Annotated in this window: 21 protein-coding genes; 11 read left to right on the top strand and 10 right to left on the bottom strand. The window is 62.7% G+C overall.

Annotation, left to right across the window (positions count from 1 at the left end; translation table 11 throughout):
• Nucleotides 1–21: 21 nt before the first annotated feature.
• Nucleotides 22–2,829: a DNA gyrase subunit A gene (gyrA, locus tag EJ066_RS22760; protein ID WP_126041895.1), complete on the bottom strand. Its 2,808-nt coding sequence runs from the start codon at nt 2,827–2,829 to the stop codon at nt 22–24.
• A 191-nt stretch (nt 2,830–3,020) separates the two neighbouring features.
• On the bottom strand, nt 3,021–3,878 hold the full coding sequence (locus EJ066_RS22755; RefSeq protein WP_126041893.1) for an AraC family transcriptional regulator: 858 nt from the start codon (nt 3,876–3,878) through the stop codon (nt 3,021–3,023).
• 85 nt (nt 3,879–3,963) lie between these two features.
• Here EJ066_RS22755 and EJ066_RS22750 point away from each other — a divergent pair, with 85 nt between their 5' ends.
• Together EJ066_RS22750 and EJ066_RS22745 are read left to right on the top strand one after the other, a co-directional pair.
• Nucleotides 3,964–4,500 (top strand): hypothetical protein, encoded by a 537-nt coding sequence (locus EJ066_RS22750; RefSeq protein ID WP_126041891.1) that lies wholly within the window; start codon nt 3,964–3,966, stop codon nt 4,498–4,500.
• 76 nt (nt 4,501–4,576) lie between these two features.
• Nucleotides 4,577–5,206, top strand: a complete 630-nt coding sequence (locus tag EJ066_RS22745) for a MarC family protein (protein ID WP_126041889.1) — start codon at nt 4,577–4,579, stop codon at nt 5,204–5,206.
• A 9-nt stretch (nt 5,207–5,215) separates the two neighbouring features.
• Here EJ066_RS22745 and EJ066_RS22740 read toward each other — a convergent pair whose 3' ends face one another.
• On the bottom strand, nt 5,216–5,641 hold the full coding sequence (locus EJ066_RS22740) for an OsmC family protein (RefSeq protein WP_126041887.1): 426 nt from the start codon (nt 5,639–5,641) through the stop codon (nt 5,216–5,218).
• A 133-nt stretch (nt 5,642–5,774) separates the two neighbouring features.
• A complete protein-coding gene (locus tag EJ066_RS22735; RefSeq protein WP_126041885.1) occupies nt 5,775–6,287 on the bottom strand; it encodes a single-stranded DNA-binding protein in 513 nt (170 codons plus the stop codon).
• A gap of 236 nt (nt 6,288–6,523) precedes the next feature.
• Between EJ066_RS22735 and EJ066_RS22730 the strand changes: the two genes are divergently transcribed.
• The 8 genes from EJ066_RS22730 to EJ066_RS22695 all read left to right on the top strand — a co-directional run bounded on the left by EJ066_RS22730 (nt 6,524) and on the right by EJ066_RS22695 (nt 14,541).
• Nucleotides 6,524–6,838 carry a metalloregulator ArsR/SmtB family transcription factor gene (locus tag EJ066_RS22730; RefSeq protein WP_029352885.1) on the top strand — a complete coding sequence of 105 codons (315 nt, stop codon included), beginning with the start codon at nt 6,524–6,526 and terminating at the stop codon, nt 6,836–6,838.
• Nucleotides 6,835–7,305, top strand: a complete 471-nt coding sequence (locus EJ066_RS22725; RefSeq protein ID WP_126041883.1) for an SRPBCC domain-containing protein — start codon at nt 6,835–6,837, stop codon at nt 7,303–7,305. The genes EJ066_RS22730 and EJ066_RS22725 overlap by 4 nt, the downstream gene beginning before the upstream one ends.
• A 21-nt stretch (nt 7,306–7,326) precedes the next feature.
• On the top strand, nt 7,327–7,932 hold the full coding sequence (locus EJ066_RS22720; protein WP_126041881.1) for an ATP-dependent Clp protease proteolytic subunit: 606 nt from the start codon (nt 7,327–7,329) through the stop codon (nt 7,930–7,932).
• 77 nt (nt 7,933–8,009) lie between these two features.
• On the top strand, nt 8,010–8,300 hold the full coding sequence (locus EJ066_RS22715; RefSeq protein ID WP_126041879.1) for a hypothetical protein: 291 nt from the start codon (nt 8,010–8,012) through the stop codon (nt 8,298–8,300).
• A 713-nt stretch (nt 8,301–9,013) separates the two neighbouring features.
• Nucleotides 9,014–11,935: an excinuclease ABC subunit UvrA gene (gene uvrA / locus EJ066_RS22710; protein WP_126041877.1), complete on the top strand. Its 2,922-nt coding sequence runs from the start codon at nt 9,014–9,016 to the stop codon at nt 11,933–11,935.
• A 38-nt stretch (nt 11,936–11,973) separates the two neighbouring features.
• Nucleotides 11,974–12,444: an N-acetyltransferase gene (locus tag EJ066_RS22705; protein ID WP_126041875.1), complete on the top strand. Its 471-nt coding sequence runs from the start codon at nt 11,974–11,976 to the stop codon at nt 12,442–12,444.
• Between the two features lie 27 nt (nt 12,445–12,471).
• Complete coding sequence (locus EJ066_RS22700) at nt 12,472–13,278, top strand: DUF72 domain-containing protein (RefSeq protein ID WP_126041873.1); 807 nt, start codon at nt 12,472–12,474, stop codon at nt 13,276–13,278.
• A 111-nt stretch (nt 13,279–13,389) separates the two neighbouring features.
• Nucleotides 13,390–14,541 carry a GGDEF domain-containing protein gene (locus EJ066_RS22695; RefSeq protein ID WP_126041871.1) on the top strand — a complete coding sequence of 384 codons (1,152 nt, stop codon included), beginning with the start codon at nt 13,390–13,392 and terminating at the stop codon, nt 14,539–14,541.
• Between the two features lie 39 nt (nt 14,542–14,580).
• On the opposite strand, the gene EJ066_RS22690 is transcribed toward EJ066_RS22695, so the two are convergent.
• The 6 genes from EJ066_RS22690 to urtA all read right to left on the bottom strand — a co-directional run bounded on the left by EJ066_RS22690 (nt 14,581) and on the right by urtA (nt 21,008).
• On the bottom strand, nt 14,581–14,760 hold the full coding sequence (locus EJ066_RS22690; protein ID WP_126041869.1) for a hypothetical protein: 180 nt from the start codon (nt 14,758–14,760) through the stop codon (nt 14,581–14,583).
• Nucleotides 14,761–15,213: 453 nt separating this feature from the next.
• A complete protein-coding gene (gene urtE, locus EJ066_RS22685; RefSeq protein WP_126041867.1) occupies nt 15,214–15,909 on the bottom strand; it encodes an urea ABC transporter ATP-binding subunit UrtE in 696 nt (231 codons plus the stop codon).
• Between the two features lie 70 nt (nt 15,910–15,979).
• Nucleotides 15,980–16,726 (bottom strand): urea ABC transporter ATP-binding protein UrtD, encoded by a 747-nt coding sequence (urtD, locus tag EJ066_RS22680; RefSeq protein WP_126041865.1) that lies wholly within the window; start codon nt 16,724–16,726, stop codon nt 15,980–15,982.
• Nucleotides 16,727–16,729: 3 nt separating this feature from the next.
• Nucleotides 16,730–17,959 carry an urea ABC transporter permease subunit UrtC gene (urtC, locus tag EJ066_RS22675; RefSeq protein ID WP_126041863.1) on the bottom strand — a complete coding sequence of 410 codons (1,230 nt, stop codon included), beginning with the start codon at nt 17,957–17,959 and terminating at the stop codon, nt 16,730–16,732.
• Entirely contained in the window at nt 17,956–19,572 is a 1,617-nt protein-coding gene (gene urtB, locus EJ066_RS22670; RefSeq protein WP_126041861.1) for an urea ABC transporter permease subunit UrtB, read from the bottom strand. The genes urtC and urtB overlap by 4 nt, the downstream gene beginning before the upstream one ends.
• A gap of 125 nt (nt 19,573–19,697) precedes the next feature.
• Nucleotides 19,698–21,008 (bottom strand): urea ABC transporter substrate-binding protein, encoded by a 1,311-nt coding sequence (gene urtA, locus EJ066_RS22665; protein ID WP_126041859.1) that lies wholly within the window; start codon nt 21,006–21,008, stop codon nt 19,698–19,700.
• A 308-nt stretch (nt 21,009–21,316) separates the two neighbouring features.
• Here urtA and EJ066_RS22660 point away from each other — a divergent pair, with 308 nt between their 5' ends.
• The gene (locus EJ066_RS22660) at nt 21,317–21,712 is read left to right on the top strand and encodes a hypothetical protein (RefSeq protein ID WP_126044011.1); all 396 of its coding nucleotides are present in this window, start codon (nt 21,317–21,319) and stop codon (nt 21,710–21,712) included.
• Nucleotides 21,713–21,750 lie beyond the last annotated feature (38 nt).

Here is a 21,750-nt window from a genome sequence, read left to right as displayed (position 1 = left end):
GTGCTTATTCGGCTTTGGTGTTCATTCGGCGTTATCCGGACCAGCCTCTTCGGTGCCAGTATCCGGGCCGGCGTCGCTCTCGACACCCTCTTCTGCTTCCTCGTCCGATTGCGGTTCCGATATACGCTCCACCGAAACGACTTTTTCGCCGTCGGCCGTGTTGAAGATGGTCACGCCCTTGGTGGCGCGGCTGGCGAAACGAATGCCGTTGACCGGCACGCGGATGACGGTGCCGCCATCCGAAACAAGCATGATCTGGTCGTCATTGCCGACCGGGAAGGTCGCAACCAATTGGCCGATTTCAGCCGCCTTCGACACGTCGGTGGCGCGGATGCCCTTGCCGCCGCGGCCCGTGAGGCGGAAGTCGTAAGACGACGAACGCTTGCCGTAGCCATACTCCGTCACCGTCAGCACGAACTGCTCATGCACTTTGAGGAATTCATAGCGTTCATCGGAAAGCTCCGCCTCCTCGCCGACCTCTTCGTTGGTCAGCGCGATTTCCTCTTCCTCGCCGGCAGCAATGCCGGCGGCGAGCCGGCGCTCGGCGACCGCCCGCCTGAGATAGGCGGCGCGCTCGGCGGGCGATGCATCGACATGCTCGATCACCGCCATCGAGATCACCCTGTCGGTGTCGGCCATGGCGATGCCGCGCACGCCGACCGAATTGCGGCTTTGGAAGACGCGCACGTCGCTGACCGAAAAGCGGATGCACTGGCCGGAGCTTGCGGTCAAAAGCACGTCGTCATTGTCGGTGCAGGTCTCGACGCCGAGAATCTCGTCGCCTTCCTCATCCAGCTTCATGGCGATCTTGCCGTTGCGGTTGACCTGGACGAAGTCCGACAGCTTGTTGCGGCGCACCGTGCCGCGCGTCGTGGCGAACATCACGTCGAGTTCGCCCCAGCTCGTCTCGTCCTCGGGCAGCGGCATGATGGTGGTGATGCGCTCGCCCTGCTCCAACGGCAGCATGTTGATCAGCGCCTTGCCGCGTGACTGCGGGTTGCCGATCGGCAGGCGCCAGACCTTTTCCTTGTAGACGATGCCGCGCGAGGAGAAGAACAGCACCGGCGTGTGCGTATTGGCGACGAACAGCCGGGTGACGAAATCCTCTTCCTTGGTCGACATGCCGGAGCGGCCCTTGCCGCCGCGGCGCTGCGCCCGGTAGAGCGACAGCGGCACGCGCTTGATGTAGCCGGAATGGCTGACCGTCACGACCATGTCCTCGCGCTGGATCAAGTCCTCGTCTTCCATGTCAGCCCCGCCCTCGGAGAGTTCGGTGCGGCGTGGCGTGCCGAACTCGTCGCGCACGGCGATGAGCTCGTCCTTGACGATCTGCTGGATGCGGGCGCGTGACGACAGGATGTCGAGGTAATCGACGATCTCCGCACCGATCGTGTTCAACTCGTCGGCGATCTCGTCGCGGCCGAGCGCGGTCAGGCGCTGCAGGCGCAGTTCGAGGATGGCGCGCGCCTGTTCCTCGGACAGATTGTAGGTGCCGTCCTCGTTGATGCGGTGGCGCGGATCGTCGATCAGCAGGATCAGCGATTCGACGTCGCCCGAAGGCCAGCGCCGCTCCATCAACTGCTCGCGCGCCGTCTGCGGATCCGGCGCGCTGCGGATCAGCTTTATGACCTCGTCGATATTGGCGACGGCAATGGCAAGGCCGACCAGCACATGGGCACGGTCGCGCGCCTTGCGCAGCAGGAATTTCGTGCGCCGGCTGATCACCTCCTCGCGGAAGGCGACGAACGCCTTCAGCATGTCGAGCAGCGTCAACAGTTCCGGCTTGCCGCCGTTCAGCGCCACCATATTGGCGCCGAACGACGTCTGCAGCGGCGTAAAACGGTAGAGCTGATTGAGGATGACGTCGGCGACAGCGTCGCGCTTCAGTTCGATGACGACGCGGTAGCCTTGGCGGTCGCTCTCGTCGCGGATGTCGGAAATGCCCTCGATGCGCTTCTCGCGCACAAGCTCGGCCATCTTCTCGATCATCGACGACTTGTTCACCTGGTAGGGAACTTCGGTGATGACGATCGATTCACGGTCGTTGCCGCGCGCCTCGATGTTGACGCGGCCGCGCATGACGATGGAACCGCGGCCGGTCGAATAGGCGCTGTAGATGCCCGAGCGGCCGAGCACGATGCCGCCGGTCGGGAAATCCGGCCCCGGAATGATCTCCATCAGCGCCGGCAGATCGATCGCCGGATTGTCGATGAGGGCAATCGCGCCGTTGCAGACCTCGCCCAGATTGTGCGGAGGGATGTTGGTGGCCATGCCGACGGCGATGCCGCCGGAGCCGTTGACCAACAGGTTGGGAAACCGCGCCGGCAGGACTTTCGGCTCGCTGCCGGACGCATCATAAGTGTCCTGGAAATCGACGGTCTCCTTGTCGATGTCCTCCAGCAATTCATGCGCGACCTTGGTCAGCCGCGATTCGGTATAACGCATCGCCGCCGGCGGATCGCCGTCGATCGAGCCGAAATTGCCCTGCCCGTCAATCAGCGGCACACGCAGCGACCAGTCCTGCGCCATGCGCACCAAGGCGTCGTAAATCGAGGCGTCGCCATGCGGATGGTATTTACCCATCACGTCGGCGACCGGGCGCGCCGATTTCACATATTTGCGGTTCCAGTGGTAGCCGCTCTCATGAGCGGCGTAGAGAATGCGTCGATGCACCGGCTTCAACCCGTCGCGCACGTCGGGCAGGGCACGACTGACGATCACGCTCATGGCGTAATCGAGATAGGAGCGCTGCATCTCCTCGATGATCGATATCGGCTCGATGCCGGTCGGGCCGCCGTCGGCGCCGCGCGGTGTCTTCTGGTCGGTCAAATCAGGTCACAATCTAATCAGGAATCACTTGGTGCTTATATAGGAAGCGCGGCTGAAACTCCAATGTCGGCGGCACTTTTCCAATGTCCATTTTTGTGGTGATTTCAAAAGGATACCGATGATTGCGACGATATGGCCGAGGCGCATTTCGTGGCCGCCTGCGCCAAGCTCATTGTTGGGGCAATTTGGCCTCACAAAGCCGGAACGGCAGATATGTTCGGCACTTTATCGCCTCGCCGGCGGGCCCGATAAGCGCCGGGCGCCTCCCCCATCACGCGCCGGAAACGGCGGTTGAAGGTCGACAGATCGTTGAAGCCTGCCTCGAAGGCGATCGTCGAGATCGACTCGTCCGACATGCGCAGCCGCACCGCCACTCTGTGCAGTCGGGTTTTCAGCAGGAACTGGTAGGGCGTCGTGCCCGCTACATGCCGGAAGGTGCGCAGGAAATGGTAGGGACTGGTCGCCGTCTCGCTGGCAAGCTCGGCAAGCGAGACCGGCCTTTCGGCATCAAGCTCGATACGCCGCACGGCTTCGGCGACGCGTTTCTGGTCGCGCCGGCTCGGCGACCGACCGGCGTGCGCGGCACCGGAGGCGGCAGTGACGGCCGCGCCGGCAATGCGCAAACCGAGTTCCTCGAACGCGTCGATGTCGGCTGTCTCCCGCGCGGCTTCCGCCTCGGCCAGCAGCGGCGCCAGCGCTGGCAAGGACGGCAGCCGCGGCGCCCCGAAGGCCAGCGTCTTCACGCCCGGCACGTCGGCGACGATCCGTTCCATATAGGCCGGCCCGAAATGGAAGGAGAGGCAGCGGTCGCCGGCGCCATGCTCGTGCCCGCACTCGTAGCATGTACCGGGATTGCCGAGCAGGAGCGCGCCCGGCGCCAGCATCGCCGTACCCTGGGATGCGCGGTAACGGAAGGTGCCGCTGGTCACCGCGGCGACGCAGAAGCTGCGATGCTCTTCCTCGAACGGCGGGTCGGCGGCGCCGGCGGTGCAGACCACATCCGACACTTCCCAATCGGGTCCAGACGTCAAAATCCGCGCGGTTGCCATGGCTGAAACATAGCAATTTTTCCCAAGCGCAAGAAGCTGCCAGGGCCTAATCCCGCTGGTCTCCTGACAGAACGAGGCCGAAACCATGTTCAATTCATCTTCCTTTGCCGATGCCCTTCTCAGCGACGGGCCGGCCGCGAACCTTGCCGAAAAGCTGAACCTTTACGGCCGCTTCGTCGGCGCCTGGACATTCGATGCCACGCGCCATCTCGAAGACGGCCAGATGCTGACAGGGCGCGGCGAGGTGCATTTCGGCTGGGTTCTTGAAGGCAAGGCGATCCAGGACGTATGGATCCTGCCGGCGCGCGATGCAGGCCCCTCGCCTTCGCTCGGCAAATGGACCTTCTATGGCACGACATTGCGTGTCTATGACCCCGTCGTCGATGCCTGGCACATCTTCTGGAGCGATCCGCGCAACCAATATTACAGCCGCCAACTCGGCCGCGCCGAAGGTGACACCATCGTCCAGCAAGGCGCAGACGGCACTGGCGCTTCGGTACGCTGGAGCTTTTCCCGCATCACCGAAAACTCGTTCCGCTGGCTGGGCGAACGCTCACAGGACGGCGGCGCCACCTGGCGGCTCGAAGTCGAGTTCCTGGCGCGCCGCGCGACCAACAGTTGATCGCACGGTTTCCCCTGACGCTGCTTTGCTCTACCAATGCAGGGTCTCGGGCACGGCCCGGCGGGGAGGGTCAGAGATGCCGAGCTTCGACAGCCTGTTCAACGCCTTCGTCACCATTCTCGTGACCATCGACCCGCCCGGCCTGGCGCCTCTCTTCCTCGCCGTGACACGCGGCATGAACCGCGAAGAGCGCAACCAGGTTTCGGTGCGCGCCTCTATCATCGGCTTTCTGGTGATGGCGCTGTTCGCAATCGCCGGCGCGTCGATCCTGTCGGTGTTCGGCATCACGCTGCCGGCCTTCCGTGTCGCCGGCGGGTTCCTGCTGTTCTTCATTGCCTTCGAAATGGTGTTCGAGCGTCGGCAGGACCGCAAGGAGAAGATCGGCGACGTCGCCATCACCAGGGACATGATCCACAACATCGCCGCCTTTCCGCTGGCGATCCCGCTGATCGCCGGTCCAGGCGCGATTTCAGCGACCGTCCTGCTGTCCGGCTCGTTTCAGGGTTTTGGCGCCCAGGCGGCCCTTGTCGGCATCATCGCGATCTGCCTGGTCATCACCTACATGGTGTTCATTCTGTCGGAGCGCATCGACCGCATCCTCGGCCATACCGGCCGCTCGATCCTGACGCGGCTGCTCGGCGTCATCCTGGCGGCACTCGCCGTGCAGTTCGTCGCCGACGGCATCAAGGCGCTGATGGCGGGGTAGGAACGTGCCCTACTTCGCCGTGGTGTCGATGACTTCAAAGTCGTGGGTGATCTCGGCGGTCTTGGCCATCATCGCCGAAGCCGAGCAGTATTTTTCGATCGAGAGATCGATTGCCCGCCTCACCTTGTCGGGTGAGAGCGCCCGACCCTTGACGATGAAGTGCATATGGATGCGCGTGAACACCCTGGGATCGGTCTCCGCCCGGTCGGCGTCGAGCTCGACCACGCAGTCCTCGACCGCCTCGCGCCCCTTTTCGAGGATGTGGACCACATCGTAAGCCGAGCAGCCGCCAGTGCCGAGCAGCACCAGTTCCATCGGGCTCGGCCCCGGCGTCTTGCCGTCCGGCCCGAACGCGGTCCCCAGCACCACCTTGTGACCGCTGCCGGACTCGCCGACAAAGGTGCGCTCCTCGACCCATTTGACCCGTGCTTTCACCTGATACGTCCTTTCACCGCGCGCCGCTTAAATGCACTGCGTCCCGAAAACCCAGGACAGATTTTCGGGACGCTAATGAATGGTCTCAACAACTAGCGTTGCTAGCTCACGCAGAGCCATCCGCCCCGAGAAATCAGAACGGGATTTCGTCGTCGAGTTCGCGCGAGGCGCCACCACCGCCCTTATTGCCGCCGCCGCGATTGAAACTCTCGCCCGGACCTGATTGGCCGAAATCGGAACCGCGGCTGCTGCCGCCACCGGCATAGTTGCCGACCTGACCGCCCTCGCCCTGCCCGCGCGCGTCGAGCATATGCAGCTCGCCACGGAATTTCTGCAGCACGATTTCGGTCGTGTAGCGGTCATTGCCGGTCTGGTCCTGCCATTTGCGCGTCTGCAACTGGCCCTCCACATAAACCTTCATGCCCTTCTTCAGGTACTGCTCGGCTACCTTGGCGATCTGGTCGTTGAAGATGACGACATTGTGCCACTCGGTCTTTTCCTTGCGCTCGCCGGAATTCTTGTCGCGCCAGCTTTCCGACGTGGCGACGCGGATGTTGACGACCGGGTCACCCGAATTCAAACGGCGGATTTCCGGGTCCGCCCCGAGATTGCCCACCAGAATGACCTTGTTGACGCTACCCGCCATGATACTTCTCCGCGCTCATCCGAAACCAAATTTCTGTCGCACGCACCTTACAGGCTGCGGATAATCCCCGCCTGCTGTGGCTGCTTTTTCCCACAAGGTTTTTGTTCTCTTTTCGTTCTATTTCCTTCGGCTGCCATTGTCAAGGAATGTCAGCAATCGTCTCCATCTCCATGCCATTCATATGGGCGCGAAAAGACCGCTTGCCAAACCAATAAGTGTAGACTTATGCTTCTAACATGATTGAAGCAGAGATTTTTCGAGCGCTTTCCGACCCAACGCGCCGCGCCGTCTACGAGCGGCTCGCCGCCGGCGAGATGACGGTCTCGGAACTGCGCAGCGGCATGACAGTGTCGCAACCGGCGGTGTCGCAGCATCTCGCGGTGCTGCGCGGCGCCGGCCTGGTGGTCGAGCGGCGAGCCGGCCGCAACGCCTATTATCGTGCCGATCCGCAAGGGCTTGACCCACTGCTCGGCTGGATCGAGCGCTACCGTGCATTCTGGCCCGAGCGTATCGAAAGGCTCAAGGCGGTTTTGAAGGATATGGACCAATGACGTCAGATTCGATCGAGTTCGAGTGCGAGCTTCCAGACCCGCCGGAAAAAGTGTGGCGGGCGCTGACGGTGCCGGACCTGCTTGCGGCCTGGATGATGCCGAACGACATCAACCCCGAGATCGGCAGCCGCTTTGCCTTCACCAGGCCGGACGCGCCGATCGAGTGCGAGATCCTCGACGCCGAGCCCGAACGCCTGCTGCGCTACTCCTGGCGGGAGCGGCCGGCCCCAGGCGATGCGCCGGATCCGCTCGGCGGCCCACCGGACAGCCCACTGGACAGCATCGTCACCTTCACGCTCGACCGCACCGTGTCGGGCGGCACGCATCTGCGCATCGTCCACGATGGATTTGCGCGAGTAGCTGCGGTTGCGATAGTGGGCGCCGGTTGCCGGCTTTCGCTCAATGCACACGGCCCCAAACAGACCATTGCCGCGAACACGCCTCGCCTCTTCCTGCGTGCGGCCTGAGCGACACAACGGAGAAAAGCGATGAGCGGTTTTGCCAACCTAGTGCCGATGGTGATCGAGCAGTCGAGCCGCGGAGAACGCGCCTTCGACATTTTCTCGCGGCTGCTGCGCGAGCGCATCGTCTTCATCAACGGAGAGATCAACGACGGCGTGTCGGCGCTGGTCTGTGCCCAGCTTCTGTCGCTGGAATCCGACAATCCCGACAAGGAGATATCGCTCTACATCAACTCGCCGGGCGGCGTGGTGACCAGCGGCTTCGCCATCTATGACACAATGCAGTACATTTCCTGCCCGGTATCGACGGTCTGCATGGGCTTTGCCGCCTCGATGGCCTCCTTCCTGCTGATGGCGGGCACGCCAGGCCGGCGTATCGCGCTGCCCAACACCAGCATCGTGCTGCACCAGCCGCTGGGCGGCTTTCAGGGCCAGGCTTCCGATATCCAGCGTCACGCCGAAGGCATCCTGCGCACCAAGAAGCGCATGACCGAACTCTATGCGCATCACTGCGGCCGCACGTTCGAAGAGGTCGAGCGCACGCTCGACCGCGACTATTTCATGACCGCCGAGGAAGCCAAGGCATGGGGTCTCGTCGACCATGTTTTCGATACGCGCAAGAAGGCGGCGTGAAGCAAGCCGGCTGATATGCGGCAATTTGATCGCAGCCGGTCTGGCCTCGCGCGCGGCGTGACACTATAGTCCGCGCAATGACCGACAGCCGTTCATCCAGTTCATTGCACCGTGTCGCCGCCACCCTTGCTGGTGCCTGCTTGCTGGCCGGCAACGCATTTGCCGATGACAATTCGACGCAAAAGAGCGCCCTGCCCGGCGTGACCAGCGACTACCGGATCGCCAGGCCGACACCGCAGCCCGAACCCGATGACACGCTGCCCGCCGGCGGCAACAGCCAGTTCAAGATCGGCGATACCGATGTCAGGATTTCCGGCAGCATAACTCTGGATGTCAGCGCCGGCGCGATCAAGGCGCCCCAGCGGTAGGCATCGCTGCCACAATCTCCAAGCACTCGTGCGCTTGCGCCATCTGAAACGAACAGCCCCGCCGCTGCTTACACAAGCGGTCGGGGCTTTCTTGGATCTAAAATCCAATCTGCCGGGAGTGCACTGCCGGCCTTAGATTTCGGATGCTTCGCGGCGTTCAGCCGACGATCCGACTAGTAGTCTCTGATTTTGGGGTAAGGCAGGTCACGGTTTGTCGGGCGGCGTATACGCCTACCCTGGCACTTATGCCTGCCGCGGCTCCAGCGACATCTGGAGCCTCAAGGGACTGTCCGGTGGAGTCATTCCTCTGCTCTCCTCTTCTGTCCATTGCGACTGGTGCCGTCCGAAGCGCATATCGCAAAAGCCTGCGGCGTCTCGCAGGGCGCCTTAGGGCAGCGAGGCCATCGAAAGACAGCCGGCTTCGGTGACGTGTGGAGTCTGCCTCCCTGAGGCTGAGACGTCAACAGTTGGATAGCCGATTACAAAAAATGTGATCGTCAGACGCTTGGTGAGACCTCGGCTGGTACACAGCTTATGTCAGGAGCGTGTTCAGTCTTTGTTCTTTCCGCTTGCTTGCCCGCGCGAAAGACGGTTAAAGGCTTTGATCGAGAGTTGTGGCGTCTCTCGAAACGGTGGCGAAATTACCCTACATAGGGGATGGCCGGGACAACCCGCCATCCCACGAGATTCCAGATCTGAGGCGGCGACCGGCGATGGCCGACCATAAATATCTTTCCATTCGCGGCGCGCGCGAACACAATCTGAAGAATGTCGATCTCGACCTGCCGCGTGACAGCCTGATCGTCATGACCGGCCTGTCGGGGTCCGGCAAGTCGTCGCTTGCATTCGACACCATCTATGCCGAGGGCCAGCGCCGATATGTCGAGAGTCTGTCAGCCTATGCGCGGCAGTTCCTCGAAATGATGCAGAAGCCTGATGTCGACCAGATCGACGGCCTGTCGCCTGCCATTTCGATCGAACAGAAGACGACATCGAAGAACCCGCGCTCGACGGTCGGCACCGTCACCGAGATCTATGACTACATGAGGCTGTTGTTCGCGCGCGTCGGCATCCCCTATTCGCCGGCCACCGGCCTGCCGATCGAGAGCCAGACGGTGTCGCAGATGGTCGACCGCGTGCTGGCGGTCGAGGAAGGCACGCGCCTGTTCATCCTGGCGCCGATGGTGCGCGGCCGCAAAGGCGAATACCGCAAGGAACTGCTGGAACTGCAGAAAAAGGGCTTTCAGCGCGTCAAGGTCGACGGCGTTTTCTACGAGATCGCCGACGTGCCGGCGCTGGACAAGAAGTACAAGCATGACCTCGACGTCGTCGTCGACCGCATCGTGGTGCGCGGCGACCTGGCGACGCGGCTTGCGGATTCCATCGAAACCGCGCTGAAGCTGGCCGACGGGCTGGCGGTTGCCGAATTCGCCGACCGGCCGCTCGACGCCAGCCAGACCGGCGAGGATTCGGTCAACAAATCGAAGAACGAGACGCACGAACGTATTCTCTTTTCGGAAAAGTTCGCCTGCCCGGTGTCCGGCTTCACCATTCCCGAGATCGAGCCACGGCTGTTCTCCTTCAACAATCCGTTCGGCGCTTGCCCGACCTGCGACGGCTTGGGCAGCCAGCGCGCCATCGACGCCAGCCTGATCGTGCCCGACGACAATCTTTCGCTGCGCGCCGGCGCTGTCAGCCCGTGGGCGAAATCGACTTCGCCCTATTACGCGCAGACCCTGGAAGCGCTGGGCAAGACCTATGGCTTCAAGCTCGGCGACAAGTTCCGGGATCTGACCGAAGAAGCAAAGCAAGCCATCCTGCATGGCACCGGCGAGCGCGAGATCACCTTCCAGTATGATGATGGGCTGCGCTCCTACAAGACGACCAAGACCTTCGAGGGCGTCATCCCCAATCTGGAGCGGCGGTGGAAAGAGACCGAATCCGCCTGGATGCGCGAGGAGATCGAGCGCTTCATGTCAGCGACGCCTTGCCCGGCCTGCCACGGCTACCGGCTGAAGCCGGAGGCGCTTGCGGTGAAGATCGCCGGAATGCACATCGGCGAGGTCACCGAGCAATCGATCCGCAAGGCCGACCAGTGGTTCACCGAGCTGCCGGCCCAGCTCAACGAGAAGCAGAACGAGATCGCGGTGCGCGTGCTCAAGGAGATCCGCGAGCGGCTGCGCTTCCTCAACGATGTCGGGCTCGACTACCTGACGCTGTCGCGCAATTCCGGCACGCTGTCGGGCGGCGAGAGCCAGCGCATAAGGCTGGCCTCGCAGATCGGCTCCGGCCTCACCGGCGTGCTCTATGTGCTGGACGAACCGTCGATTGGCCTGCACCAGCGCGACAATTCCCGCCTGCTCGACACGCTGAAGCATCTGCGCGACATCGGCAACACGGTGATCGTCGTCGAACATGACGAGGACGCCATCCTGCATGCCGACTATGTCGTCGATATCGGTCCTGCCGCCGGCATCCATGGCGGCCACATCATAGCACAGGGAACGCCGCGGCAGATCATGGCCAACCCCGCCTCGATCACCGGCAAGTACCTGTCCGGAGAGCTCGAAGTGGCGACGCCGGCGATGCGGCGCGAGGCGAAGAAGAACCGGCGCCTGAAGATCGTCGGCGCTCGCGGCAACAATCTGAAGAACGTCACCGCCGAAATCCCGCTCGGCACCTTCACCGCCGTCACCGGCGTCTCGGGCGGCGGCAAGTCGACCTTCCTGATCGAAACACTGTTCAAGGCCGCGTCGCGCCGCATCATGGGCTCGCGCGAGCATCCGGCCGACCATGATCGCATCGAAGGGCTGGAGTTCCTCGACAAGGTCATCGACATCGACCAGTCGCCCATCGGACGGACGCCGCGCTCCAACCCCGCCACCTATACCGGCGCCTTCACGCCGATCCGCGACTGGTTCGCCGGCCTTCCGGAAGCCAAGGCGCGCGGCTACCAGCCCGGCCGCTTCTCGTTCAACGTCAAGGGCGGCCGCTGCGAGGCCTGCCAGGGCGACGGCGTCATCAAGATCGAGATGCATTTCTTGCCGGACGTCTACGTCACCTGCGACGTCTGTCATGGCAAGCGCTACAACCGCGAGACGCTCGACGTCGTGTTCAAGGGCAAGTCGATCGCCGACGTGCTCGACATGACGGTCGAGGAAGGCGTCGATTTCTTTGCCGCCGTGCCCGGCGTGCGCGACAAGCTGGAGACGCTGAAGCAGGTTGGGCTGGGCTACATCCATATCGGCCAGCAGGCAACGACGCTGTCGGGCGGCGAAGCGCAGCGCATCAAGCTGGCCAAGGAACTGTCGCGCAAGGCGACCGGCAAGACGCTCTACATCCTCGACGAGCCGACCACCGGCCTGCATTTCCACGATGTCGCCAAGCTCTTGGAAGTGCTGCACGAGCTGGTCGACCAGGGCAACACGGTTGTCGTCATCGAACACAATCTCGAGGTCATCAAGACCGCCGACTGGGTGCTCGACCTCGGCCCCGAGGGCGGCGACGGCGGCGGCGAACTGGTGGCGTCCGGCACGCCGGAGGACATCGTCCGCGAGAAGCGCAGCTACACCGGCCAGTTCCTGAGGGAACTTTTGGAGCGGCGTCCCGGAGGCAAGCGCGAAGCGGCGGAGTGAACAGGCAGACCGGGTGGTGGCGTTTGGAAGGACCTTCAATGAAGATCAGAAGGGCGCTTGCCGGTGACCTTGATGCTGTCGTCGCACTCACCACTGCGGCCTACGCGTCCTACACCGCCCTGCTCGGCGCGCCGCCGATCCCGGTCACCGAGAACTACGCGCCCCGACTCGAGCGCGGCGAGGTCTGGCTGCTGGAGAGTAACGGCGAGCCGGGCGGCCTGCTGGTTCTCGAACGGCATCCGGATCACACAATGATTTTCAGCGTCGCAGTCGCGCCAGCCTTTCAGGGTAAGGGCTTCGGCACCGCCCTGCTCAATCACGCGGACGAACAGACACGGCTGGGAGGCCTGCCCGAGGTGCGACTCTACACAAACGCGAAGATGGAGCGGAACATCGCGCTCTACACAGCCTATGGTTTTCGCGAAACAGGCCGCCGGCCCAATCCATACCGGCCAGGATGGACGGTGGTCGACATGGCGAAACTCATCGGGACCGCCGCTATCGCCTGATCCACTTCAGAATTCGGGAGGACGACAATGACCCAATCAGGAAAAATCCGCGCCGGCATGGGCGGCTGGACCTTCGAGCCGTGGGACACGGCCCTCTATCCGGACAAACTGTCGAAGGCGAAGCAACTGCACTATGCAACCCGCCAGGTGCCGAGCATCGAGGTCAACGGCACCTATTATTCGAGCTTCAAGGAACCGACCTTCGTCAAATGGGCAAACGAGGCGCCGGACGATTTCGTCTATTCGCTGAAAGGCAACCGCTTCGTCACCAACCGCCGCGTGCTCGGCGAGGCCGGTGAATCGATGATGCGCTTCCTGGGGTCGGGCGTCGCCGCACTGGGCGCCAAGCTCGGGCCGATCCTGTGGCAGTTCGCGCCGACGAAAAAGTTCGATCCGGACGATTTCGAGGCCTTCCTGAAGCTTTTACCGGAAAAGCAGGACGGCGTTGCGCTGCGCCATGCGGTCGAGGTGCGCAATGACAGCTTCATCGTGCCGGAATTCGCCGCGCTGGCGCGCAAATACAAGGTCGCAATCGTCTATGCCGATCATGCCAAATATCCTGCTATCGCCGACGTCACCGGCGATTTCATCTATGCGCGGCTGCAGACCGGCAGCGACGACAATCCCGACTGCTACACGCCGAAGGCGCTCGACGAATGGGCGGCGCGCGCCAAAACCTGGGCGGAAGGCAAGGTGCCGGTCGACCTGCCGCGCGCCGACCCTGCGACCGACGCGCCGGTAAAACCGCGTGATGTGTTCGTCTACTTCATCACCGAGGGCAAGGTCCGCGCTCCGTTCGGCGCCATGGCGCTGATGAAGCGGGTCGCGGGCTGACGGCCTCGAATCGTGGCCCCTTTGTCGCCATCGTAACCTTATCGATACCTCCTTGCTGCATGAATCCCGCCAGGCAAAGTCGCAGGACCGGTGCGGGCAAGGACGAGGGGCATGTCGCTCGACTACAACTCACTTCTGCTGGCTGTCGGTTTTTCCGCCGCCTGCCTGAGCCTGACGTTGTTCGGCATCTGGCTGACCGCACGAACTGAAAAGTTCCTGCTGACATGGGCGATCAGCGCTTTGCTGATCGTCGGCGACGTCGTTACCTACGAAGACTACATCAAGACGCCTGGACGCATCCTCGGCATCGCGACATTCACCCTGCTCCTGGTTGGGTTCTCGACCATGCTGGGCGCCGCTTACCAGTTCAGAAGCGGCCGGTCGCCAATCCCGCTGACGGTTTTCGGCAGCTGCATCTCGCTCGCCATAGCACTGCCGCCGATGGCGCTCGGATATGACGGGCTCGGCTTCATGTTCGAAAACCTGCTTGCCGCCCTGCTTCTGTTTGCGGCCGCCTATCAGTACTGGATAGGACGCACCGAGGCCCCTGTCCCGATCATCGGGCTCGCCGTGCTCTACTCGGCCACCGCGATGTCCTTCGTGCTGTGTGCCTTGGCTCTTGCATGGGATGGAAAGCTCGTCCTTGGACATGCGCCCAGCAACTGGGCCGAGGATCTGAGTCTCGTCGTAGTCATCGCCAGCATGACCGGTATCGGCGCCCTTTCGCTGGCGCTCAACCAGGGCCGTCTGGCCCGACATCACCGTCTTAATGCGCTGACCGATCCGCTGACCGGCCTTCTCAATCGGCGCGCGCTGTTCGATCTCAATGGCGGCGCTCCGATCGGAGCTTTCACGGCGGTGGTCGTGTTCGATCTCGACGGTTTCAAGGCGATCAACGACGAATTCGGCCACGCTACGGGCGATCAAGTGCTGAAAGTGTTCGCCGAGGAACTCGCCGAGAACCTTCGCCCGACCGATGTCGCCGCGCGCATGGGCGGAGAGGAATTCGCGCTGGTTCTGAGGCGTACCCTGCCCGAAACGGTGGATCTCACCGCCGAGCGCATACGCACCGCCTTCGCCGCGCGCGTCATCGAGACCGAAACCCGTCACCTGACATGTACGGTCAGTGCCGGATACGCTTTCGGCAGCAACGACGGCATGAGCTTCGATAAGGTGCTCAGCGCCGCCGACAAGGCGCTCTACGCCGCCAAGCGCGGCGGTCGCAATCGCGTCGCGGCCTCGACATTCCGACGCGCAAGCTAGCCGCTTGGCGGCACGCGTACCTGCCCCTTCCGTCAGCCCTTATGCCGCCGCCATCACGACTTCGTTGTAGGTATCGAGGTCGACATAGAAGACCTTGGTGATCTCCGCGATCAGCTCGTCGTGGTCGTATCCCTGGGATTTTAGAATGTTGATGGCCGTGATGATGTCGACGCGCTCGGTGAGTCGTCGTTTCTGGTAGTCTTCGAAGTAGCGTTCCATCGGCTGTCCCTGGCCAAGTGCCCCAAATGCGTCGAACGACGATCAGATCGCGGGACGGAGGCTGCCTGCATGGACATGCCAGCTGAGCCCGTGCCTCACCTTGATCGTCACCGAGACTGATACGGAAAGCGGCCGACTCAACAAGGCCAAGTAAAGATTAGCATGCAATCTTCAGCGCGCCAGAGTTTGCAAAGGGTGGGATTGAAGAAAGACTGAGCCGTGACTTCGTCATCCTTGGGCGTAGCGAACGCGAAGCGGAGCGAAGACCCAAGGATCCATGCCCGTGACGTTAGAGCATCGCGGCGGTGTAGAGCTGCGGATCGAAGGACGCGCTGGAGAGCGGCATTCCTCTTCGCCGACGCACCCTTCGACCAATGTCACGGCATGGATCCTGGGGTCTGCGCCGCGTCGCTGCGCTTCTTGCTCCGCCCCAGGATGACGACGAGACGGACCCTACACCGTGAGGAATTTCCTGACATCCGCCCGGTCGAGATCCTCGGCCGGACCAGTATGAACGATCTGGCCGCGGTCCATGATGTTGACCTCGTCTGCCAGCTCGCGGCAGAAATCGAGATACTGTTCGACCAGGAGCACGGCGATGCCTGCCTGGTCGCGCAGATAGCGGATGGCGCGGCCGATATCCTTAATGATCGACGGCTGGATGCCTTCGGTCGGCTCGTCGAGCACCAAGAGCTTAGGCCGCATCACCAGCGCCCTGCCGATGGCAAGCTGCTGCTGCTGGCCGCCGGAAAGGTCGCCGCCGCGGCGCGCGAGCATCTGCTTCAGCACCGGGAACAGTTCGAAGACGTGGCCGGGAATGTTGCGATCGGCGCGCTTCAATGGCGCAAAGCCCGATTCGAGGTTTTCCCGCACGGTGAGCAGCGGAAAGATCTCCCTGCCTTGCGGCACGAATGCGATGCCCGACCGGGCGCGGTCATACGCCGCGCTCCGGTCGAGCGCCTTCCCCTCGAAGGCAACGCTTCCGCTCGTCAGCCGGTGGTGGCCGACGATCGATCTCATCAAACTGGTTTTGCCGACGCCGTTGCGGCCAAGCACGCAGGTGATCTTGCCCGCGCCGGCCTTGAGCGAGACGCCGCGCAGCGCCTGGGCGGCGCCATAGTGGAGCGTGGCGTTGGAGACTTCGAGCATGGTCAGCGCCTTCTCCAACGCCTGAAGAACGAAAGGTCGAAACGATGGAACGGAACGCGCCAGACCATGGTCATCTCCCCAGATAGACTTCGACGACGCGCTCGTCGGCCGAAACGAAATCGAGTGTGCCTTCGGACAGGACCGAGCCTTCGTGCAGGCAGGTGACCTTGACGCCGAGTTCGCGCACGAAATGCATGTCGTGCTCGACGACGATGACCGAATGGTCGCGCGCAATATCCTTGAGCAGCCGCGCGGTTTCCTCGGTCTCGGCGTCGGTCATGCCGGCAACCGGCTCGTCGACCAGCAACAGCTTCGGGTCCTGCGCAAGCAGCATGCCGATCTCGAGCCATTGCTTCTGTCCGTGGCTGAGATTGGCGGCGAGTTCGTCGCGCTTGTCGCCGAGCCGGATGATGCCGAGGATGTGGTCGATCCGCCGCGCCTCGGCGGTCGAGCGGCGATGGAACAGCGCCGGGAAGATCGAGCGTGGGCCTTTCAGCGCCAGCATCAGATTCTCCTCGATCGTATGGCTTTCGAAGACCGTCGGCTTCTGAAATTTCCTGCCGATGCCCATCATGGCGATGTCGGCCTCGTCATGTTTCGTCAGGTCGACCTGGCCGTCGAAGAAAACCTCGCCCTCGTCGGGCCGGGTCTTGCCGGTGACGATGTCCATCATCGTGGTCTTGCCGGCGCCGTTGGGACCGATGATCGCGCGCATCTCGCCCTTGTCGAGCACCAGCGACAGATTGTTGATGGCGCGAAAGCCGTCGAAGGAAACCGAGACGCCGTCGAGATAGAGGATGGTGTTCGACTTCGACATCGCTCACTCCGCCGGCTGCGGTTCGGGGCCGGACGCGGACCGGTCGACGGGCGTCCTCGCCGCGCTGCGAACGATCTTCGGCGGCGGCGCGTCAGCGTCGGTGCCGGCTTCCTCGGCGATCGAGGCTGCCCGCAGCGCCTTGGCATTGCCACGCCAGGAGTCCCACATGCCGACAATGCCCTTGGGCAGAAAGAGCGTGACGGCGACAAACAGTCCGCCCAGCGCAAACAGCCAGAACGCCGGCACCACGCCGGTGAACCAGGATTTGCCGGCATTGACCAGAAGCGCGCCGATGATCGGCCCGACGATGGTGCCGCGCCCGCCGACGGCCGCCCACACCACGACCTCGATCGAATTGGATGGCTCGAACTCACCCGGATTGATGATGCCGACCTGCGGCACGTAGAGCGCGCCGGCGATGCCGGCCATGACCGCCGATAGGGTGAAGGCGAACAGCTTGACGTTCTCCGCTCGCCAGCCGAGAAAGCGCGTACGGCTCTCGGCGTCGCGCACCGCCATCAGCAGCTTGCCGTATTTGGAGCCAACAATTGCCCACGTGACGAAGACGGCGAGCGCGAGCGTGACGGCGCTGGCCGCAAACAATGCCGAGCGCGTCGCATCGGCCTGCACGTTGAAGCCGAGGATATCCTTGAAATCGGTCAGGCCGTTGTTGCCGCCGAAACCCATGTCGTTGCGGAAAAAGGCAAGCAGCAGCGCGTAGGTCATCGCCTGGGTGATGATCGACAGATAGACGCCGGTGACGCGGCTGCGGAAGGCGAACCAGCCGAAGACGAAGGCGAGCAGGCCAGGCACCGCAAGCACCATGACCGCGGCAAACCAGAAATGGTCGAAACCGTACCAGAACCATGGCAATTCCTTATAGTTCAGGAACACCATGAAGTCCGGCAGCAGCGGATTGCCGTAGACGCCGCGCGAACCGATCTGGCGCATCAGATACATGCCCATCGCATAGCCGCCGAGCGCGAAGAAGGCGCCGTGGCCGAGCGAAAGGATGCCGCAATAGCCCCAGACGAGATCGAGCGCCAAGGCCAGCAGCGCGTAGCAGAGATACTTGCCGGTGAGTGCGACGACATAGGACGGCACGTAGAACGCACTTGTCGGCGAGACCGCGAGATTGAGCAGCGGCACGATGATGGCGACCGCCAGAAGGATGAAGATCGTGACGGCGATGCGGCGGTCGGCACCGGCGGCGAAGAAGCGTCCCGTAATCATGCTTCCACCGCCCTGCCCTTCAGCGCGAACAGGCCGCGCGGACGTTTCTGGATGAACAGGATGATGAGGACCAGGACGACGATCTTGCCGAGGACCGCCCCGGCATAGGGTTCGAGGAACTTGTTGACGATGCCGAGCGAGAAGGCGCCGACCAGCGTGCCCCAGAGATTGCCGACGCCGCCGAAGACGACGACCATGAAGCTGTCGATGATATAGCCCCGGCCGAGATTGGGCGAGACGTTGTCGATCTGGCTGAGCGCGACACCGGCAATGCCGGCGATGCCGGAACCCAGCGCGAAGGTCAGCGCGTCGACCCACGGCGTCCTGATGCCCATGGAGGCGGCCATGCGGCGGTTGGCAGTGACGGCGCGCATCTGCAGGCCCCAGGGTGTGCGCTTCATCACATAAAGCAGCACCGCGAACACGCAGAGCGAGAAGACAAGGATCCAGAGTCGGTTCCAGGTCACGGCAAGCTGGCCGATATCGAACGAACCGGACATCCACGACGGATTGCCGACCTCCTGGTTTGTCGGCCCGAAGATGGTGCGCACCGCCTGTTGCAGGATCAGCGAGACACCCCATGTCGCCAGCAGCGTCTCCAGCGGCCGGCCGTAGAGGAAACGGATGACGCCGCGCTCGATGACAAGACCGACGAGCGCCGCAACGAGGAAGGCGAGCGGCAGCGCGATGACCAGCGACCAGTCGAACAGGCCGGGAAACGAACTGCGGATCACTTCCTGCACGACAAAGGTGGTGTAGGCGCCGAGCATGACCATTTCGCCATGCGCCATGTTGATGACGCCCATGACGCCGAAGGTGATGGCGAGGCCGATCGCCGCCAGCAGCAGCACCGACCCGAGCGAGATGCCGTACCAGACGTTCTGGCCCGCATCCCATAGCGCCAAAGTCGAATTGATCCTGGCCATCGCCGCCGTCGCCGCGTCCTTGACCGTGCTGTCGGAATTGGCCTCGACGGAGGTCAGCAGGGACAGCGCGTCGCGGTCGCCGCGCGCGCCGATCAGGGCGATCGCCGCCAGTTTGTCGGCCTCCGGCCCGTCGGAAACGAGAACCGATGCGGCGCGGGCCTGTTCGAGCAGCGCCTTGACGCTTGCCACGGTCTCATTGGCGATCGCGGCATCGAGCGGCTCGATGTTTGCGGCATCGGGCGTCTTGAACATGGTGTCGGCGGCGGCAATGCGCGCGGCCGGATCTTTCGCGCCGAGCGTCAGCGTGCCCAGCGCATCGCGGATGGCGCGGCGCAGCGTGTTGTTGACCTTGACCTTGGTGATGTCGCCCTTGGCCGCGTCGCCGGACTTTGCACCGCTCAGCGGGTCGAGCAGTTCAATGCCGGCGCCGCCCTCCTTGCCGACGAAAACCAGGGAATCGGCCTTGCGGACGTAAAGACGACCTTCGGCAAGCGCGGCAAGCGGGCGTTCGACGACACGGTCGCCGGTGGCCGCGAGCTCGTGCACGACAGCTTCGATCGCCGAGAAATTCGAGGCAGAGGCAAATTTGGCGATGATGGCGCGCAGATCGGCTTCGGCGGCGTTCGACTGCAACAGCATCCCCAGGAGAAGGAGCAGCGTCAGGCCAATCGCGCGGATGAAGATCATCGGTTTCTGGCGTCTCTTGAAGAGTTGAAATTCGCGTCCGGGCGGACTGGAGGAGAGGATGAGTTCGCCCGGACGCTACGCGGTCTGGGTCGTGGAGAATTCACGACCGGTCAGACCCGGGAGGATCAGTTGGTTCCCTTGCCGCCGCACTTGCCGGTGGCGACATTGAAGTTGCCGCAGGACAGAGGCGCGCGCCAATCGGAGATCAGGTCCTTCGAATCAGGCAGAAAGTCGGACCACTCGTCGCCCATCACCAGGCCAGGCGTCTGCGAGACGGTCTCGAACTGGCCGTCGGCCTGGATTTCGCCGATCAGCACCGGCTTGGTGATGTGGTGGTTCGGCATCATGGTCGAATAACCACCGGTCAGGTTCGGCACCGAGACGCCGATCACGGCATCGATGACCTTTTCGGGATCGGTGGTGCCGGCCTTCTCGACCGCCTTCACCCACATGTTGAAGCCGACATAGTGGGCTTCCATCGGGTCGTTGGTGGTGCGCTTGTCGTTCTTAATGAACTTGTGCCAGTCGGCGATGAACTTCTCGTTCTCGGGCGTATCGACGCTCTGGAAATAGTTCCAGGCGGCAAGGTGACCGACCAGAGGACCGGTATCGAGGCCGGCAAGCTCTTCCTCGCCGACCGAGAAGGCCATGACCGGAATGTCCTCCGCCTTGATGCCCTGGTTGCCGAGCTCCTTGTAGAACGGCACGTTGGCGTCGCCATTGACCGTCGAGACGACGGCGGTCTTCTTGCCGGCCGAGCCGAATTTCTTGATCGCCGAGACTTCGGTCTGCCAGTCGGAGAAGCCGAACGGTGTGTAGTTGACCATGATGTCTTCGGCGGCGACGCCCTTGGCCTTCAGATAGGCCTCGAGAATCTTGTTGGTGGTGCGCGGGTAGACGTAGTCGGTGCCTTCAAGCACCCAGCGTTTCACCGAACCGCCGTCTTCGCTCATCAGATAGTCGACGGCGGGAATAGCCTGCTGGTTCGGCGCCGCACCGGTGTAGAACACATTGCGCTCGCTCTCCTCGCCCTCATACTGGACGGGATAGAACAGGATGTTGTCGAGTTCGCTGAACACCGGCAGCACCGACTTGCGGGACACGGAGGTCCAACAACCGAACACCGCCGCGACCTTGTCCTTGGAGATCAGCTCACGAGCCTTTTCGGCGAACAGCGGCCAGTTGGACGCCGGGTCGACGACGACCGCTTCGAGTTTCTTGCCGAGCAGGCCGCCCTTGGCGTTCTGCTCCTCGATGAGCATCAGCATGGCGTCCTTCAGCGTCGTCTCCGAAATCGCCATGGTCCCCGACAGCGAATGGAGAATACCCACCTTGATCGTGTCCTCAGCCGCCTTGGCTGGGACGCTCATCAGCAGGCCGGCGGCCACCACGCTTGCCGAAAACGCCTTTGTTATTGTCGAGAAACTGCCCCTCATATTCAAACTCCCAAGCTGGTTGATCGCATCGCAAACAGACCATGCAACGGCTGTGCCAACCGCGGGAGCAAGGGTAAGCGCACTGAGTTTTCCTAGCCCTATCAGCCGGTTAATATATTAGCCGCCGAATATGGACGGCGCCCCTCAAAGTCTGATTGAGAAAAAATTACGCACCCTTGCCTAGATTTTGCCCAGATCTCGTTCGGTGCTTAAATTTTGAGCCTTGGCACATGCCGAAGACGGCAAACGACAAATGTTGCAGTGCCGCGGGGAAATGGGGCAAGCTCGCATCTCACGCGAGCGACGCCATGGCTTTCAGGATTCCTTTTATTTTCAGCATCTTGCTTTCGGTCGCGACCGCCGGAGGCGCACGCGCAGACTTCACCGACGGCAAACTGCCGGACGGGACCTATCATTGCGAGGTCTATCTGCTTGGCATGTTCCTTAGCCTCGGCGACATCACCATCAAGGGAAATATCTATAGCGGCCCAGTGACCTTCGGAACCGTTCAACAGGGCTACAACTATCAGATGGATGCTAATGGCGAGATCACCTGGTTGGGCCCGCTAGGCGGCTATACGGCAGGCGGCAACTCAATCTCGCTGACGCAGGCCACCCTGGACGGTCAAACCAGGCCCTCCTTCGACATCATCATGAAGCAGCCTGACGGCGCCTTCACCGCCTCGACCTGCACAAAACGTTGAGATGGCGAAAAAAACCGGCGCGGAACCTTGCTGGGTTC

Source organism: Mesorhizobium sp. M9A.F.Ca.ET.002.03.1.2 (assembly GCF_003952365.1).
In the GTDB taxonomy this organism is placed as follows: Bacteria; Pseudomonadota; Alphaproteobacteria; order Rhizobiales; family Rhizobiaceae; genus Mesorhizobium.
The sequence above is the reverse complement of the archived record's forward strand: the minus strand, read 5'-3'. Positions and strand labels throughout refer to the sequence as shown.